Here is a 15,886-nt window from a genome sequence, read left to right as displayed (position 1 = left end):
GCACAGTATCAAATATCAAATCAATTGCGGAGGTACGGCGAATGAGGCTCGGCACGTCACTGATGTACGCCGGGGATCCGCGCTCGGCCGCGGACCAGGTCACCGGCTGGGAACGGGCCGGCCTCGACGTCGTGTGGGTCTCCGAGGCGTACGGCTTCGACGCGCCCACCATCATGGGCTATCTGGCGGCGCGAACCGAACGAGTGGAGATCGGCTCGGCGATCCTGCCGCTCTATTCGCGCACTCCCGCGCTGCTCGCGCAGACCGCCGCCGGGCTCGACGCGATGTCCGGCGGGCGGGCCATCCTCGGGCTCGGCGCCTCCGGGCCGCAGGTGATCGAGGGCTGGCACGGCGTGCGCTACGACAAGCCGGTGGCGCGCACCCGTGAGACGATCGCGATCTGCCGGGCCGCGTGGCGCCGGGAAGTGCTGGTCAACGACGGCCTCTACCAGTTGCCGCTGCACGGCAAGCCGCTCAAGATGCTCACCCATCCGGTCCGGGACCGCATCCCGATCTACGTGGCCGCCCTGGGTGAGGCCAACGTGCGGATGACCGCCGAGGTGGCTGACGGGTGGATTCCTTTCCTGTACGTACCGGAAAAGGCTTCGGACATCTGGGGTTCGGCTCTTTCCGTCCGGGATCCGGAATTGCCGCCGCTGGAAATCGTCGCCGGCGGGATGCTCGCGATCGGCGACGACGTCACCGATCTGCGCGATCTCGGGCGGCCGCTGATCGCCCTCTACGTCGGTGGCATGGGCGCCCGCGGCCGCAATTTCTATCACGACCTGGTCAGCCGATACGGCTACGCCGCCGAGGCTGACAAGATCCAGGAGCTCTACCTTTCCGGCCGCAAGGCGGAAGCGGCCGCCGCCGTCCCCGCCGAACTGCTGGAACGCACCAGCCTGATCGGCCCGGAATCGTACGTGCGGGACCGGATCGCCGCCTTCCGCGAGTCCGGCGTGACCGTGCTCAACGTGACCCCGATCGGCGACGATGCGGTCCACCTGCTCGCCACCGTCAAGGAGATGCTGGGATGAGCCGCCGCTACGACCGTTTGCAGCACATCGCCTCGCTCGATCCCGTTCGCGACCACCTGGAGATCTACCAGCTCTCGGCCGGCCTGGAATTCCCGTGGGACTACACCCGGGCGCTCGAGTTCGCGCTGTTCCGCACGTACTGCGTGCCCAGCATTTCCGCGCTGCTGGCGGCCACCGGCGAATTCGAGAAACGGCCGCAGAAACGCTACGACGACACCGCGCTGCTGATGGCCGAGATCGCCGCCCACGGTTACGACTCACCGCGCGGCCGCGAGGCCCTCAAGGTGGTCAACCGCGCGCACGGCCGCTACGCGATCAGCAACGACGACATGCTCTATGTGCTGTCGACGTTCGTCTACGACCCGATCGACTGGCTGGCCCGTTTCGGCTGGCGGCCGCTGCATCTCCACGAGAAACTGGCCGCCTTCCACTACTACGGCGAAGTCGGCCGGCGGATGGGGATTCGCTCCGTGCCTTTGTCGTACAAGGAGTTCGCCGCTTTCAAACGCGATTACGAGGCCTCGTCCTTCGTCTACTCGGAGACGAACCGGAAGGTCGGTGAATACACGGTCGGCCTGTTCGCCGCGTGGTTCCCCGGTTTCCTGCACCCCGCCGTCCGCCTCGGCGTGCGCGGCATGCTCGACGAACCGATGCTGCGCGCATTCGGCTTCCCGCCCGCCCCGACATGGGTGGGCGCCATGGCATCGGCCTCGTTGCGGGCCCGCGCCGCCGCAGTTCGCCTGCTGCCGCCGCGCCGCACGAGCGTCCTGGGCGTGGCCAAACACAGCCGCACCTATCCCGGCTATCCCGAGGGTTACCGACCGTCCGATCTGGGCGCCCCCGAACCACCGCCGGACCTGCCGGCCGAGCACCTGCGCCGAAGTGCGTGACCGCCTGCGCGGACTGCTCCTGGCCGCCGGCCTGATCCTCCAGATCGGCGCGGCGGCCACGTTCCTGCTGCGTTACCGCGTCTACCAGGTGCCGACCACGTCGATGTCCCCGGCGATCGAATCCGGCGACCGCATCGTGGTGGACACGTGGTCGCGCACCGCCCGCCGAGGCGACATCGTCCTGGTCACCGGCACCGGCCCAAGCCTGGTCAAACGCGTCGCCGCCGTGGCTGGCGACACCGTGACCTGCTGCGACGCAACCGGCCGGCCGCAGGTCAACGGGTCCGCGGAGGTTATCCCGCCGTCCGCCCTCTCCCTGCGCGTACCGGCCGGCGCCCTGTTTCTCCTCGGCGACAACCTGCCCACCTCGGTCGACTCCCGGGCCACCGGGCCGGCCGCCGCCTCGTCGGTGCAGGGCCGCGTCGTGGCTCTGGCCTACCCCGCGCACCTATTCCCGGACCGGGCCGCCGCAACACTGTGCCTGGTGTTCCTGGTCGGCCTGCTGGGTCTGGCATTCGTGCTTCTAGCGGGGCTGTTGTCCGTGACTGTGCGCCACGATCGAGATGCGTAGGTCGCCCGGAAGTCGACTGAGCCTGCCCTCGGCACAACGTCGGGGACCTCGGTTGCTAGGTGGTTGACGGTGGAATATCGGGGAGTTCGGTGAGAAAGGCCCGCCAGGATTGCTGGCAGAAAGTCAGAACCGGGCCATAGGGGTCCTTTGAATCTCTAACCCAGACGTCGTCGCCGACGAAGGCCACCTCCACGCAGTCCCCACCACCGCTCCTGTGGCTTTTGAACCAGCGGGCTTCAGCGCTCTGGCCAGTACCCGTCACATTCGCCTCCTTGATCGAGGCGTACGCGCTTTGGGCGGTAGCCATCTTTGGCTCGCGCCTACGCCTCACCTGCTGCCACGGCAAGGTAGATCATCGATCTCACCTTTAGTGATCTCTCGTACACCGCCAGTCTAGATAGCTACTGGTCGATCTACTAGTTCAGCGTTCAAGGCCGACACTCGGCCCGGTGACAGCGTTCCGTCGGATAGTCTGCAGGTACGTCCGCTACTGCCGAGTAGCCGTTATGGTCGAGGCAAATTCACGGCTGGGCAGCCGGGCTGTCGTCGGGGAGGAAGCCAGGAAGCACACGGCGTCTGCGGAGGTGTCGCATCGTGGCCGGACAGCGTGAAGCTGCGACTTCACGAAGATCGCTAGGGTGGCCCGCGCTGAGCGTCTGCGCCTTCCTGGCCGGGATTCTGGCGCTAGGGTGCGGGAAGGCCGCAAGTGCGATTTTTTCGCGCGATTCAGATGCGGCGCTACTTACCCAGATTGTCGTCTCCCTGGTTGTCGCCGGTGGCGCCGGCGGTGCCCTCGGCGCCAGTGATCTCCTGAGATCCCGTTGGCAGTCCCTCCGGGGCCGCTGACGTGCGGCGGCGGTCCAGCCAACCGCGTACTAAGTAGATTGCCTTTGCCGCGCCGGCTGTGATGACGCCGAGCCCCGCTACCGCGCCCCATCGCTGCGGGTTGACTTTGAGGTAGAAGATCACTGTCGCCGCAACGCCGGCGAAGATCAGGATCGCCACGATCGGAGTGATGACCAGGACGGCGACCCGCCATACGCGTGACCAGCTGCTGAGTACCCATCGGATCAACCCGATCAGCTCTGATCTGTCTGGATTTGGCTCGGCGGGTTTGCGGGCGACCATCACGGCCGTCCCTTACGCAATCGACGCACACGAATGCACGAGGGGGCAGCCCAGTGATCCGTGAGCGTCGATCTCATGGCGTCTCCGGTGGTTAAGCGGGCTTCCCTGATGCCCGCGGCGCCGCTGTAATCAGGTAGTGGCCGGCTCCCCGTTCTCGTCGGCCGGCTTCGTGTGCAGATCAGCCAGTACGCGATCGAGGAACTCGTTGAGCTCCCATTGCTTCGTTGCGATGTTTTCGAGATCCCAGAAGAGGGTTAGGTAGCGCTCGGTTTCCGCCTCCATGTCGCGAGAGGCGATGCCGCCCGACGCGTCGTCCAGATACAACACGTAGTCCGTCCCCTCGGCGAACTCGAGGATCTGGAACGGGCCTCGGATGCCACCGTGAACACCGAGGTCGAAGGGCAGGATCTGAATGGTCAGACCTGGCCGTTCGGCCTCCTTCTTGAGCTGTTCAACCTGGTTGCGCATAACTTCGCGCCCGCCGACCCAGCGTCGAAGCGCAGCCTCGTCGATCATGAAATAGAGCTCGGGTCGTTCCTCTCGGTCGAGGAGGCCCTTCTGGTCCATGCGGGCGGCGACCCTGTCATCGATGTCCTCTGGCGACAGGTCCGGCGTTGAGTAGGCCGTGATGACCTCGCGCGCGTATTCCTCCGTCTGCAACAGCCCGGGAATGAGGAGGGTCTCGAATTGTCGGACCCGGACGGCCGAAGTGCGAAGGTTCCAAAACTTGATTGTGCTCTGGGGGACGGAACTGCCATAGGTGGCGGTGTTGAGCCTCCGGGAGGCTTGCGCAAGCTTCGTCAGCTCCTCCACGCGCTTTCGATCACGAACGCCGTAGTGATCAAGCAGCGCTCGCAGGTCGGTGACAGTGATCCCGACGGCGCCGTTCTCGATGCGGAGCAGTTTGGAAGGGGACCAGGCCAGCGCGTCCGCGACCTCCTTTTGCGACCGCCTGGTCGCTTCTCGAGATTTTCTCAGCTCGATCTGCAACCGGCGACGCAGGACTGCCGGGTCTGGACTTTCGGCCATTATCAAGATCTCCTCGACGATATCCAGTTGCTACATGGCTGACGGTACCATCCCGTTAGCTATGTAGCAGATCGGTACCTGCATCCTGGTCCGTCCATGCGGGAGCCTGCATGTAAGCTGACTAGGAACCAATAGATCTTGCTGTACCGCTGACCGCGCTACGGCTGGTAGCTACATAGCAGACTGCAAGCGGCGTAGTCGCAGGTAGGCTGGCCTTCTGGTCGGGGCCGTGATCGTCGAAGGTCGGTCTCGGCGCTTGTCCTCTTGGGCAGCGCGTGGTTACGACGAGAGACACGACACCGGGGCAGAGAATGTACTCATTTCCCGCGGTTCCGGAATTGACCCGGAGCGCCGAGGTCCCGCCTCGGTCGACTCGCGCGCCGCGAGTGCCGTCCCGTTCTGCGACCTAATCGTCAGGTCCGGGCTGGCCTGCTCGACCGTGCATGTTCCATTCGCATCGCTGACGTCGATCCGAACCTCTATCAGGCCAGGATCCTAGGATGCCTTGCGCACGGTATCCCATGCCATGATCAACTTCGGTCTGGGTCACGAGGGCGAACGCGACGATGCCCTTGTCACGGTGTTCCCGGAGGAGACCGAAGGCTTCGAGTCAGGCGTGGTCCTGTTGCCGACCGGAGTCGCCGAGCTGACCCCGCAGGCCCGCGCGGAACTGGCTCTCGAGACCGTGCACGCGGCCGCCACCCGGCTGGGCTGTGACCGTGGCTGGGTTCAGTCCGCGCGGGACCGAGCCCGCGCTCACGTGCTCGCCGCCGGCCTGCGCTACCGCTGCCGCGGGCCGGCGAAGACCAGCCCCGACCGCAAACACGTCGCCCAGGCGGTCTACGCGATTTATCCGGACGGTTACGGTCGTGCCGTCGTGCAGATCCGCCGCCGCGACGACGGCACGGTGGTCGCGGTCTCGCCGCTCGCGGCCGAGGTCTGGTGCGGCTACCTGAAGGACTTCGCTCGCGAACCCGGCAAACTGCGGTGGCCCAACCGGACGACGATCGCCTACCAACCGGGCATGGGCCTGTCGATCGGCCCGTCCGGTGCCACCGTCAGGGGCCATGATCGGCCCGCCCAGATCGTCGTCGACCGCGCTCGCGCCGGCGCCCCCGTCGGGCATGGCGGTCTGCGCTGACGACCCGCGCTCGCATCAGGGCCCGCTTGAGCGTTGCGGTCTGCGGTGAAGCATCCGCGCCTGTGGCGGGCGTCAGGAGCTTCGCAAGGCTCCGGAGCTGACGTCCGCGGAAAGGTCGCTGCCGCGTACCGTGCCGGCCCGGATGAAGACCTGGCCGGCCTTGATCTTGTCGCCGGAGAAGAGCGGCAGACTGATGTTCAGCGGCAGCCAGGTGGGGATCAGGCCGGCGCCGATCGTGATGTCGAGCAGTGGGACGTTCAGGTAGGGGACCGTGATCAGGCCACCGAGGTAGGTCGCGTAGATGTCGACGTCGTCGATGTCCAGGTCGATGCCGAGGGTGAGCTTCGAGCCCGGGTCGGTGGTGCCGATCCGGTAGTTGTCGGCCTTCAGGTTGTCGGCGTGGAAGACGAGCGCCTTGACGCTGCCGCCGCCGACGGTAGGCATGTCGACCGTGCCTTTGAACGAGAAGCCGGTCGCCAGCAGGCGGTCCGCGGCCACCTCGGGCACGTTCGGTCCGTACCTGATCTCGGTGATCCGGCCCGGGTTCGCCATGGCCGGCGGCGGCGTCATCGCGACGGCGCTGGGCGAGACACCCGGAGTCGGCGTCCCGGAGGGGAGCGCGGGGCCGCTCGCGCCGGGCCCCGGGGTTCCGCTTGCGCCCGAAGGTCCGCCCTCGCCGGAGCCGGGCGGTCCGTTCGCCGTGTCGCCGGCGCCACCAGCTCCGGGACCGCTCGGGCTGGACCCCTCCGGCCCCGAGCCGGTCGGGTCTGGGGTCGGGGCCGACGTCGGACTCGGTCCGGTCGGGTTTGGCGTCGGGCTGGGCGGAACCGGCCCGCTCGCGGTGGGCGACGGGGTGGCCGACGGGTTGGGACAGATCAACCAGAGCCATTCCGGGACCCACCAGGGACGGGTCGCGCCCGGCACCGGAACGCAGGTCGGCACGGTTTCCGGCGCCTGAGCCCGTGCCTCAGCCCGGGCCGGCACCGCCACGGCGGCCAGCACGACCGGGATCAGCACAAACGCGTTGGCCCGCCGAAACCACCCTGACCAGGCCGGCCACGTCGGAACCTTCGCCGGCCCCATGACCTCGGCCCGATCCGTGCCGGCCCGATCCGTGGTGGCCTGCTGCGGGTCGGTTTGGGCGGTGGAAGGTGCGCCGTGCCGGGGTGGTTCGGCTCGGCGAGGTGGCCCGGTGGGTTGGTCCGCAGGGCCGGAGGGCTCGGCGGGGTGGTCGGGTCGGAGCGACGCCCGTTCCCTTGAAATTGGGGCCTCGACTGCCCGATGAGGTTCCGCTATCCAGGAGGTTGCCGGGTTCGGAGGGTCGGCGGGGTTGAGCGGGTCTGGTTGCTCGGGATCCGGAGAGTCCTCCAGCCGGGCGGGCGGGGCTGGCTTCCAGCCGAAGGCCATTGCTGCGCCGAGCAAGGCCTCCAGGGCGCCGAAGCCCAGGCCGCCGAAGTTGCTGGTGACGACCGAGACCAGGGCGCAGATGGTGCTCACCACGGCCACGAAGGCTCGTTGGGCCGGGGCGAACCAGAAGAACAGGCCGGCCGCTAACAGGATGAAGCCGATCGCCAGGCCGGAGATGGCGGCCGTGCCTACGTGGATCATGATGGGGAGTGGGGCCAGCGGGACCATCAGGATGGTCACGCCGCCGGCGATGGTGGCGGCGCCGCCCCAGAACGGGCGGGTTCGGCGCCAGTGGCGGAAGGCCCGGCGTGGGCGGCGGGCGGGTAACCGTTCGTCCAGCCGGGCCGTCAGCTCGGAGAACACGTCTAGAAGCATTCGTGGACGCCGGCCGTGACGCTGACGTCGAGGCCGCCGGAGAGCTTGATCGTGCCGCCGTTCGCCGACCATGCGGTGCTGCGCACGTCCTCGGTGGTCAGGGAACTGGCCTGTATCCCGAAACGACCCTTTTCGCCGACCACGCCGGGCACCCGGTCGAGGGTGGAGGCGTCCCGGCCTGCTTCCACGTCGGTGACGACGCCGTTGCCGCCGAGCAGGGCCTCGGCGTCGGCGACCACGTTGGTGCCGGTGATCGGCTCGGTCTTGCCGCCGATCACCTTGAGCGAGATCTTCCCGACCACCGGAACGGTGACGACGGCCGAGGTGCAGACGTCGCGCATGGTGGCCTTTCCGACGCCGGCCAGCATGACCGGGTGGTGCTTGCCGTCGACGCTGGCCGCAGTGTCCAGGTAGGCCGCGACGTCGGTGCCCTTCACGTGCGCGGCCTTGACCTTGAAGGACTGCCCGGAGACGCCGAACGACGCGGCCAGCGCGCCCTCGGCGATCGCGACGGTGAGGCCGCCGAGGGCGACCAGGGCAGGGATGAGCAGGACAGCCGAGCGACCCCAGTGGGTGCGACCTTCGATGGAAGGCATGACTTGCTCCTAAGCGACGAGGCGATCAAGGCGTGCGGCGATCAAGGCGTGCGGCGATCAAGGCGTGCGGCGATCAAGGCGTGCGGCGATCAAGGCGTGCGGCGATCAAGGCGCGAGGCGATCAAGGCGCGAGGCGATCAAGGCGCGAGGCGATCAAGGCGCGAGGCGATCAAGGCGCGAGGCGACCAGGGCGTGCGGCGATCAAGGCCTGCGAGGTCACGCCGGTGGCGGTCAGGCGCGCGACGGTCGGTGAGGAGCGTCAGGTGTAGAGCGAGCCGATGGTGTCGGCGTAGCGCTCCTGGACGACGCGGCGGCGCAGTTTCAGGGTGGGGGTCAGTTCGCCGGTTTCCGGGGTCCAGGCGGTGGGCAGGACGCGGAAGGACTTGACCTGTTCGGGGCGGGCGAGTTTGGCGTTGGCGGCCTCGACGGCCGCGCTGACCTCGGCGAGCAGGTCGGGATGGGTGGCCAGGTCGGGGGTGGTGGTGACCAGGCCCCTGGTGGCGGCCCAGGCCGGCAGGTATTCGAAGTCGAGGACGATCAGGGCGGTCACGTACGGCCGGCGGTCGCCGATGGCTACGGCCTGGGCGATCAGCGGGTTGGCGCGCAGGAGGTTTTCGATCTGGGCGGGGGAGATGTTCTTCCCGCTGGAGTTGATGATCAGTTCTTTCTTGCGGTCGGTGATCGTCAGGTAGTCGTCGGCGTCGATGGTGCCGACGTCGCCGGTGGCGAGCCAGCCGTCGGCGTCGACGATCGGGGCGACCTTGCCGTCGGGGGTGAGGTATCCGGCGGCGACCAGAGGGCCGCGGACCAGGATTTCGCCGTCCTCGGCGAGCTTGATCTCCATGCCCGGGTTGACGCGGCCGACCGTGCCCGTACGGAAGTGGTCGGGGGTGTTGATCGTCGCGGTGCCGGTGGTTTCGGTCATGCCCCAGACCTCGAGCACGTCGACGCCGATGCCGGCCAGGTAGAGCAGGATGTCGACCGGGATCGGGGCGGCGCCGCTGCCGGCCCACTGCAGGTTGTCGAGGCCGAGTTTGGCGCGCAGCGGCCGCAGCACCTGAGCATCCAGGGTCGCGTGCTTGATCTGCAATGAAGTGGGCACGGGCTGTTCGGCGCCGCGCAGCTGGTAGACCTCGAGGGCGACCGCGCTCGCCATCTCGACGGCGCCGCGCACCTGCGGGTCGGCCGCGGCGAGCCGGCCCTGGATGCCGGCGACCATCTTTTCCCAGATGCGGGGCACCCCGAAGAACGACACCGGCCGTACGGTGACCAGCCCGGCGACCAGCATCGTCGGGTCGGGGCAGATGGTGACGTGCCCGGCCCGGTAGATCGGGTTGTAGATGCCGAGCATCCGTTCGGCGATGTGCGCGAGCGGCAGGTAGGCCAGCGACGGGGCGTGGTCGGGGGTGGCCACGGTGGCTTCGAGCACGACCGACTGGTAGATCACGTTGCCGTGGGTGAGCACGACACCTTTCGGATCCCCGGTGGTGCCGGAGGTGTAGAGCAGGGTGACGGGCTGGTCCGCGCGGACCTCTCGCCAGGTTTTCTCGAATGCCTCAGGGTCGGCCTCGTGCGCGGCGCGGCCGCGTGTCTCGGCCTCGGCGAGCGAGCCGCCGACGACCAGGATCTGCGGTGGTTGCGCCAGGTCGGCGACGATCGCTTCCCATTGTGTACGGGCGGAATCGTCCTCGACCACGACGATCTTCGCCCCGCTGTGCCGGGCGAGGTAGCCCAGCTGTTCGGTGGAGAGGGTGGCGTACACCGTGGACGGCACCGCGCCCAGGTGCACGGCGGCGAGGTCGGCGAGCCAGTGCTCGGGCCGGCCGGACATCATGATCAGCATGCGGTCGCCGGAGGTCAGGCCCAGCTCGGCGAGGCCGTGGGACAGCGCGGCCACCCGGTCGCGCAGTTGCCGCCAGGTGAGGGTGCCCTCGCGGCCGAGGACGCTGAGCGCGGGCCGGTCACCGAATTCGGTCGCGTTGCGGTGCAGCAGAACGGGAACGGTCAGCCCGCGGGCGGTGTCGGCGCACCGCCGGGCGACGGAAGAGTCCATCGGTCGTCCTCCTTCAGCCGTCGGCCGCGAGCGGGTTGCGGCGCCGGGCGAATCGCTTGCGGAGATCTTTGAGGTAGTAGTCCTTGAAACCCGCCCGCAGCTTCAGCGGCAGGTGGGGGTAGACGACGGCGGAGGCGCGGAAGCTTCCGTCGAGGATTCGCTGCTGCCGCGGTGACCAGGAGTAGCCGTAGCCGGCCCGGATCGGGGCGGGCAGCAGGCCGATCGTGGTGAATCGGTTGACCGGGATGCCGGGGCGCAGGGCGAGCGGCAGGTTCTTCGGCCACAGCAGGGCGTCGCCGATCGCCTTGCCCTCGGGGCTGACCCGCAGCGTGCCGGTCATGTGGGCCCAGTAGGTGTCGAACGCGGCCCGGTCGGCCGGCCAGGCTTCCTCGGGGCAGCCGATCGAGGTGGCGAGCACGCTGTACTGCCGGTAGCAGTCGTCGAGCTCGGCGCCGGTCAGTGGGCGCAGCACCTTCTGGTAGAGCACCACGGCGGTGTCGTAGAGCGTGGCGTTGACCCAGACCTGCAGGTCGGGGTCGTCGGCGTAGTAGCCGGGGCCGGTGACCTTGCGGTGCATCGCGGCGACGGCGCGGCTGATCGTCCGCGCCTCCTCGCGGGTGCCGAACAGCACCCCGTAGACGTAGCTCATCGTGGTGCGCAGGCGGTCGAGTGGGCGCTCGGCGAAGTTGCTGTGGTCGTACACCCCCTGGGCGACCCCGGGGTGTGCGACCTGCAGCAGCGTCGCCCGACCGCCACCGGCGAGGAGGAGCCCTTCGCGGGCCACCCGCCGGATGACCGCGGCGTCGTCGAACAGGCCGTCATCCATGCCGAAGAACGTAAACGACGATTAACTTGTTGGGAACAGTCTCGCGCTCATGACGCGATTTTCCGCAGTATCTGCCAGGTGTATTTGGCGAACTCGGATTAACTTACCGGGCCGATGACGGTGTGCATGAGGCGCACCAGGTGGTGGTCCATGGCGGTGCGCCGGTCGAAGTGCACCCAGCGGCTCAGGTCGGTGACCACGTTGATGGCAGCGTGCACGAACACCCGCGCCTCCGGGGGCGTGACCGGGCGCGTCGCGCCGACGAGCCGCACCCACTCCTCGACGTGCAGCCGTTGCGCCTTGCGCAACTCGTGCCGATCGGACTCGGGCAGGTTGTTGTTCTCCGCCAGGTAGACCGACACCAGGTCGCTGCGCTCGAAGGTCAGGTCCACATACGACTCGATCATGCGGTGGAGCGCGTCGGTGTTGTTCTTGGCTCCGGTGAGAGCCGCGGCGGTGGCCTCGGTGACCCGCTCCGAAGCGCGATGGAACGCGGCGGCGAGGATGTCGGCCTTGCCGGGGAAGTAGCGGTAGACGCTGGACGCGTTGATGCCCGCGGCCCGGCCGATGTCCTCGATGCTGACGGCGTGGTAGCCGTGCCGGCGGAACAGCGTGATCGACTCGGCGAGCAGGACCTCCCGGCGCGAACCGACCTGCAGCTTCCGCGGCCGCGGCTGCTCGGGCAGCGGGGCGAGTGGGGTGGGCGGCTCTCCGCGCAGCACCTGGAAAGCGGCCGCCTGCAGGATATCCTCGGCGCGGCCTTTCGGGATCGGGGCGCGGTGGGTGCTGATGCTGCCGATCACGCTGAACGTGGCTCGTGCCAGCGCGCCGGCGTCGGCCGGCGACAGCTCCGGGCGGGCCGCGGACAGCGCCGTGACCATGCGCTGCAGCAGGACGCCGAGGTCGGTGCGGAACTCGGCGCGGTGCTCCGGCGTCAGATAGCGCCACTCCCACTGGTAGAGGCCGGCGGTCTTGCGGTGCTCGACCGCCACGTGCGCGAGTGCCTCGACCATCTCGCTGACCACGATCCACGGATCTTCCGCGGGCAGCGGACGGGTGGCGATCAGTGTCGTGGCGACGAGGCTGCGCGTAGCGTGGACGAGGATCGCGTACTTGTTCTCGAAGTGGCGGTAGACCGCCGGGGCGCTGATGCCGACCGTCGCGGCGATCTCCTCGAGCCCGACGCCGTGGTAACCGCGCGCGCAGAACAGCTCGGCCGCGACCTGAGCGATCTGGGCCTTGCGGTCCTTGGGGCGTTTCCGGCTGCCGGGCACGTCGACGGTTGAGCTGCGCACCGCGACAGCGTACCCCTCCGGTTATTCATGATTCGTTTGTGACGTTGTTTGATTTGCTTGACATGAAGGCGAAACACACGAAAAAGTTAACGAAGATTCGCACCGCTGAGGCGATGGGAGAGTAGCTGTGGCAACCGAGGCGTTCCTGTACGACGCCCTGCGCACACCCCGGGGGAGGGGCAAGCGGACCGGCTCGTTGCACGGCACGAAGCCGGTCTCGCTGGTCGTGGGGCTGATCGACGAGCTGCGCCGGCGCCGGCCCGGCCTCGACCCGGCCGAGATCGACGACGTGGTGCTCGGCGTCGTCTCCCCGATCGGCGAGCAGGGCGCCGACATCGCCCGGACCGCGGCGATCGCCGCAGGGCTGCCCGACACGGTGGCCGGCGTGCAGCTCAACCGTTTCTGCGCCTCCGGGCTCGAGGCGGTCAACATCGCCGCGATGAAGGTCCGCTCCGGCTGGGAGGACCTCGTGCTGGCCGGCGGCGTCGAGTCGATGTCGCGGGTGCCGATGGGCTCCGACGGCGGAGCCTGGGCGCTCGACCCGGAGACCAACCTGACCACCGGTTTCGTCCCGCAGGGCGTCGGCGCCGACCTGATCGCCACGATGGACGGCTATTCGCGCGCCGACGTCGACGCGTGGGCGGTGCGCTCGCAGCAGCGGGCCGCGGCCGCCTGGGCCAACGGCTGGTTCGACGACTCGGTCGTGCCGGTCCGCGACCGCAACGGCCTGCTGGTGCTCGACCGCGACGAGCACATCCGCGCGGAGACCACGGTGGCCTCGCTCGCCGCGCTCCCGCCGTCCTTCGCCAAGGTCGGCGACCAGGGCGGCTTCGACGCGGTGGCGCTGCAGAAATACCACTGGGTCGAGCGGATCGAGCACGTCCACCACGCCGGCAACTCCTCCGGCATCGTCGACGGCGCGGCCCTCTGCGTGATCGGCTCGGCCGACGCCGGCGTGCGCAACGGGCTCACCCCGCGCGCCCGGATCGTGGCCACCGCGGTCAGCGGCGCCGACCCGACCATCATGCTGACCGGCCCCGCGCCGGCCAGCCGCAAGGCGCTGACCAAGGCCGGCCTGACCGTCGACGACCTCGACCTGGTCGAGATCAACGAGGCGTTCGCGGCCGTGGTGCTGCACTACATCGACGACATGAAGCTCGACCCGGACATCGTCAACGTCAACGGCGGCGCGATCGCGATGGGCCACCCGCTCGGCGCCACCGGCGCGATGATCCTCGGCACCCTCGTCGACGAGTTGGACCGGCGGGGCGGCCGCTACGGCCTGGCCACCCTCTGCATCGGCGGCGGCATGGGCCTCGCCACGGTGATCGAGAGACTCTCATGATCAACTTTGACCGGTCGGCCGACGGCATCGTCACGCTCACCCTCGACGACCCGGCGCGCGGCGCCAACACCATGAACCAGGCGTACGTCGAGAGTATGGACGCGACCCTCACCCGCCTCGAAGCCGAGCGCGACCAGATCACCGGAGTGATCCTCACGTCCGCGAAGAGCTCCTGGTTCGCCGGCGGCGACCTCGACGCGCTCCGGCAGATCGGCCCCGACCAGGCGCAGCAGGCGTTCGACCAGTCCAACCGGATCAAGGCGCAGCTGCGCCGGCTGGAGACGCTCGGCCGGCCGGTGGTGGCCGCGCTCAACGGCTCCGCGCTCGGCGGCGGCCTCGAACTGGCGCTGGCCTGCCACCGCCGGATCGCCCTCGACCACCCGAAGCTCGAGGTCGGCTGCCCCGAGGTCACGCTCGGGCTGCTGCCGGCCGGCGGGGGAGTGGTCCGCACCGTCCGGCTGCTCGGCCTGATCCCCGCGCTCACCCAGGTGCTGCTGCGCGGCACCCGCCACCGGGTGGCCGCCGCGCTCGAACTCGGCCTGATCGACCAGGTGGTCGCGTCGCCGGACGAGCTGCTGGCCGCCGCCCGCGAGTGGATCGCGGCGAATCCGGACGCCGCGCAGCCGTGGGACCGCCCCGGCTACCAGATCCCCGGCGGTTCGCCCGCGACGCCCGCGCTGGCCGCGCAACTGCCGGCCTTCCCGGCCAACCTGCGCAAGCAGCTCAAAGGCGCCCCCTATCCGGCCCCCCGCAACATCCTGTGCGCCGCGGTCGAGGGCGCGCAGGTCGATGTGGACACCGCGTTCGTCATCGAGAGCCGGTACTTCGCCGACCTGGCCACCGGCCAGACCACGAAGAACATGATCAAGGCGTTCTTCTACGACCTCAACGAGGTCAACCGGCGGGACGTGGGGGCCGTCCCGCCGGTCCACAAGGTCGCGGTGCTCGGCGCGGGAATGATGGGGGCGGCCATCGCGTACGTCTGCGCTCGGTCCGGTCTTGATGTTGTGCTGCGCGACGTGACCGTGGAAGGGGCGGCGCGCGGCCGGGCGTACAGCGAAAAGCTCGTGACCAAGGACGTTGCCCGCGGCAAGATCACCGAGCGCAAGGGGCGCGAGCTTCTTGATCGGATCCGGCCGACGGCCGAGGTGTCCGATCTTGCCGGCGCCGACCTGGTGATCGAGGCGGTCTTCGAGGACGCCGGGCTCAAGCACAAGGTGTTCGCCGAGATCGAGGACGTCGTCGCGCCGCACGCGCTGCTCTGCTCCAACACCTCCACCCTGCCGATCACGCTGCTCGCCGACGGGGTGCGCCGCCAGGCCGACTTCATCGGCCTGCACTTCTTCTCGCCGGTCGACAAGATGCCGCTGGTCGAGGTCATCCCGGGCGCCAAGACCAGCGACGAGACCCGCCGCCGCGCCCTCGACGTGGTGCGGCGGCTGCGCAAGACGCCGATCGTGGTCAACGACAGCCGCGGCTTCTTCACCAGCCGGGTGATCGGCACGTTCACCAACGAGGGCATCGCGATGCTCGCCGAGGGGGTGCCGCCGGCCAGCATCGAGCAGGCCTCCAGCCAGGCCGGTTATCCCGCGCCGGTCCTCGCCCTGATGGACGAGCTCACCCTCACCCTGCCGCGCAAGATCCGCGAGGAGACCCGGGCCGCCGCCGGCGACGACTGGACCCCGCATCCCGCCGACGCGGTGATCGACCGCATGATCGACGAATTCGACCGGCCGGGCCGATCCTCCGGCGCCGGTTTCTACGAGTACGCCGAGGGAAAGCGCACCCGCCTCTGGCCCGGACTGTCGGCCTACGCGCGTCCCGACGCCCGGGTGCCGTTCGAGGACCTCAAGGAGCGGCTGCTGTTCATCGAGGCACTGGAATCGGTGAAGTGCCTCGACGAGGGCGTGCTGACCTCGGTCGCCGAGGCGAACATCGGCTCCATCCTCGGCATCGGCTACCCGGGCTGGACCGGCGGTGTCCTGCAGTACATCAACGGCTACCCGGGCGGCCTGCCCGCGTTCGCCGCCCGCGCCCGCGAACTGGCCGACCGCTACGGCGACCGCTTCACCCCGCCACCGCTGCTGCTGGCGAAAGCCGCTGACGGAACGCAGTTCGACTGACACTGCGGGTGATGCCGGCTCGCCTGTTCGTGCCGGCCGGCATCACCCGGGGCTGCATCGATTGCGGTCA

Annotated in this window: 14 protein-coding genes; 6 read left to right on the top strand and 8 right to left on the bottom strand. The window is 69.1% G+C overall.

Annotation, left to right across the window (positions count from 1 at the left end):
* The first annotated feature begins 41 nt into the window (after nucleotides 1–41).
* Genes AB0E90_RS02620 through lepB form a run of 3 tightly spaced genes read left to right on the top strand, consistent with a single transcriptional unit; the run spans nucleotide 42 to nucleotide 2,498 of the window.
* Nucleotides 42–1,037 (top strand): LLM class F420-dependent oxidoreductase, encoded by a 996-nt coding sequence (locus tag AB0E90_RS02620; RefSeq protein ID WP_360398209.1) that lies wholly within the window; start codon nucleotides 42–44, stop codon nucleotides 1,035–1,037.
* On the top strand, nucleotides 1,034–1,927 hold the full coding sequence (locus AB0E90_RS02615) for an oxygenase MpaB family protein (protein WP_360398207.1): 894 nt from the start codon (nucleotides 1,034–1,036) through the stop codon (nucleotides 1,925–1,927). Before AB0E90_RS02620 ends, AB0E90_RS02615 begins: the two co-directional genes overlap by 4 nt.
* Nucleotides 1,920–2,498, top strand: coding sequence for a signal peptidase I (gene lepB, locus AB0E90_RS02610; protein ID WP_360398205.1), 579 nt, complete (start codon nucleotides 1,920–1,922; stop codon nucleotides 2,496–2,498). Before AB0E90_RS02615 ends, lepB begins: the two co-directional genes overlap by 8 nt.
* 55 nt (nucleotides 2,499–2,553) lie before the next feature.
* Here the strand turns inward: lepB and AB0E90_RS02605 are convergent, their stop codons facing one another.
* The 3 genes from AB0E90_RS02605 to AB0E90_RS02595 all read right to left on the bottom strand — a co-directional run bounded on the left by AB0E90_RS02605 (nucleotide 2,554) and on the right by AB0E90_RS02595 (nucleotide 4,616).
* On the bottom strand, nucleotides 2,554–2,760 hold the full coding sequence (locus AB0E90_RS02605; protein WP_360399417.1) for a DUF397 domain-containing protein: 207 nt from the start codon (nucleotides 2,758–2,760) through the stop codon (nucleotides 2,554–2,556).
* 476 nt (nucleotides 2,761–3,236) lie between these two features.
* Nucleotides 3,237–3,626: a hypothetical protein gene (locus AB0E90_RS02600; protein WP_360398203.1), complete on the bottom strand. Its 390-nt coding sequence runs from the start codon at nucleotides 3,624–3,626 to the stop codon at nucleotides 3,237–3,239.
* A 129-nt stretch (nucleotides 3,627–3,755) separates the two neighbouring features.
* Nucleotides 3,756–4,616 carry a helix-turn-helix transcriptional regulator gene (locus AB0E90_RS02595; RefSeq protein ID WP_360398202.1) on the bottom strand — a complete coding sequence of 287 codons (861 nt, stop codon included), beginning with the start codon at nucleotides 4,614–4,616 and terminating at the stop codon, nucleotides 3,756–3,758.
* 565 nt (nucleotides 4,617–5,181) lie between these two features.
* Here AB0E90_RS02595 and AB0E90_RS02590 point away from each other — a divergent pair.
* Complete coding sequence (locus AB0E90_RS02590) at nucleotides 5,182–5,796, top strand: hypothetical protein (RefSeq protein WP_360398200.1); 615 nt, start codon at nucleotides 5,182–5,184, stop codon at nucleotides 5,794–5,796.
* A 72-nt stretch (nucleotides 5,797–5,868) separates the two neighbouring features.
* Here the strand turns inward: AB0E90_RS02590 and AB0E90_RS02585 are convergent, their stop codons facing one another.
* The 5 genes from AB0E90_RS02585 to AB0E90_RS02565 form a co-directional block, all read right to left on the bottom strand.
* Entirely contained in the window at nucleotides 5,869–7,578 is a 1,710-nt protein-coding gene (locus AB0E90_RS02585; protein ID WP_360398198.1) for a DUF6114 domain-containing protein, read from the bottom strand.
* Nucleotides 7,569–8,174 (bottom strand): DUF6230 family protein, encoded by a 606-nt coding sequence (locus AB0E90_RS02580; RefSeq protein WP_360398196.1) that lies wholly within the window; start codon nucleotides 8,172–8,174, stop codon nucleotides 7,569–7,571. The genes AB0E90_RS02585 and AB0E90_RS02580 overlap by 10 nt, the downstream gene beginning before the upstream one ends.
* A 259-nt stretch (nucleotides 8,175–8,433) precedes the next feature.
* The gene (locus tag AB0E90_RS02575) at nucleotides 8,434–10,227 is read right to left on the bottom strand and encodes an AMP-dependent synthetase/ligase (protein WP_360398194.1); all 1,794 of its coding nucleotides are present in this window, start codon (nucleotides 10,225–10,227) and stop codon (nucleotides 8,434–8,436) included.
* A 13-nt stretch (nucleotides 10,228–10,240) separates the two neighbouring features.
* The gene (locus AB0E90_RS02570; protein WP_360398192.1) at nucleotides 10,241–11,053 is read right to left on the bottom strand and encodes an oxygenase MpaB family protein; all 813 of its coding nucleotides are present in this window, start codon (nucleotides 11,051–11,053) and stop codon (nucleotides 10,241–10,243) included.
* Nucleotides 11,054–11,151: 98 nt separating this feature from the next.
* Entirely contained in the window at nucleotides 11,152–12,348 is a 1,197-nt protein-coding gene (locus AB0E90_RS02565; protein WP_360398190.1) for a TetR/AcrR family transcriptional regulator, read from the bottom strand.
* 127 nt (nucleotides 12,349–12,475) lie between these two features.
* Between AB0E90_RS02565 and AB0E90_RS02560 the strand changes: the two genes are divergently transcribed.
* Together AB0E90_RS02560 and AB0E90_RS02555 are read left to right on the top strand one after the other, a co-directional pair.
* Nucleotides 12,476–13,693 (top strand): acetyl-CoA C-acetyltransferase, encoded by a 1,218-nt coding sequence (locus tag AB0E90_RS02560; RefSeq protein WP_360398188.1) that lies wholly within the window; start codon nucleotides 12,476–12,478, stop codon nucleotides 13,691–13,693.
* Nucleotides 13,690–15,816: a 3-hydroxyacyl-CoA dehydrogenase NAD-binding domain-containing protein gene (locus tag AB0E90_RS02555; RefSeq protein ID WP_360398186.1), complete on the top strand. Its 2,127-nt coding sequence runs from the start codon at nucleotides 13,690–13,692 to the stop codon at nucleotides 15,814–15,816. Before AB0E90_RS02560 ends, AB0E90_RS02555 begins: the two co-directional genes overlap by 4 nt.
* Nucleotides 15,817–15,886 lie beyond the last annotated feature (70 nt).

The sequence above is a fragment of the Actinoplanes sp. NPDC026619 genome, assembly GCF_040638295.1.
GTDB lineage: Bacteria > Actinomycetota > Actinomycetes > Mycobacteriales > Micromonosporaceae > Actinoplanes.
This window is presented reverse-complemented; position numbering and strand designations above follow the sequence as displayed.

What these genes read in the sequence shown, in the direction of transcription:
- AB0E90_RS02620 (WP_360398209.1), top strand. Translation starts at nt 42, where the DNA reads ATGAGGCTCGGCACGTCACTGATGTACGCCGGGGATCCGCGCTCGGCC.
- AB0E90_RS02615 (WP_360398207.1), top strand. Translation starts at nt 1,034, where the DNA reads ATGAGCCGCCGCTACGACCGTTTGCAGCACATCGCCTCGCTCGATCCC.
- AB0E90_RS02600 (WP_360398203.1), bottom strand. Translation starts at nt 3,626, where the DNA reads ATGGTCGCCCGCAAACCCGCCGAGCCAAATCCAGACAGATCAGAGCTG.
- AB0E90_RS02590 (WP_360398200.1), top strand. Translation starts at nt 5,182, where the DNA reads ATGATCAACTTCGGTCTGGGTCACGAGGGCGAACGCGACGATGCCCTT.
- AB0E90_RS02585 (WP_360398198.1), bottom strand. Translation starts at nt 7,578, where the DNA reads ATGCTTCTAGACGTGTTCTCCGAGCTGACGGCCCGGCTGGACGAACGG.
- AB0E90_RS02580 (WP_360398196.1), bottom strand. Translation starts at nt 8,174, where the DNA reads ATGCCTTCCATCGAAGGTCGCACCCACTGGGGTCGCTCGGCTGTCCTG.
- AB0E90_RS02575 (WP_360398194.1), bottom strand. Translation starts at nt 10,227, where the DNA reads ATGGACTCTTCCGTCGCCCGGCGGTGCGCCGACACCGCCCGCGGGCTG.
- AB0E90_RS02570 (WP_360398192.1), bottom strand. Translation starts at nt 11,053, where the DNA reads ATGGATGACGGCCTGTTCGACGACGCCGCGGTCATCCGGCGGGTGGCC.
- AB0E90_RS02555 (WP_360398186.1), top strand. Translation starts at nt 13,690, where the DNA reads ATGATCAACTTTGACCGGTCGGCCGACGGCATCGTCACGCTCACCCTC.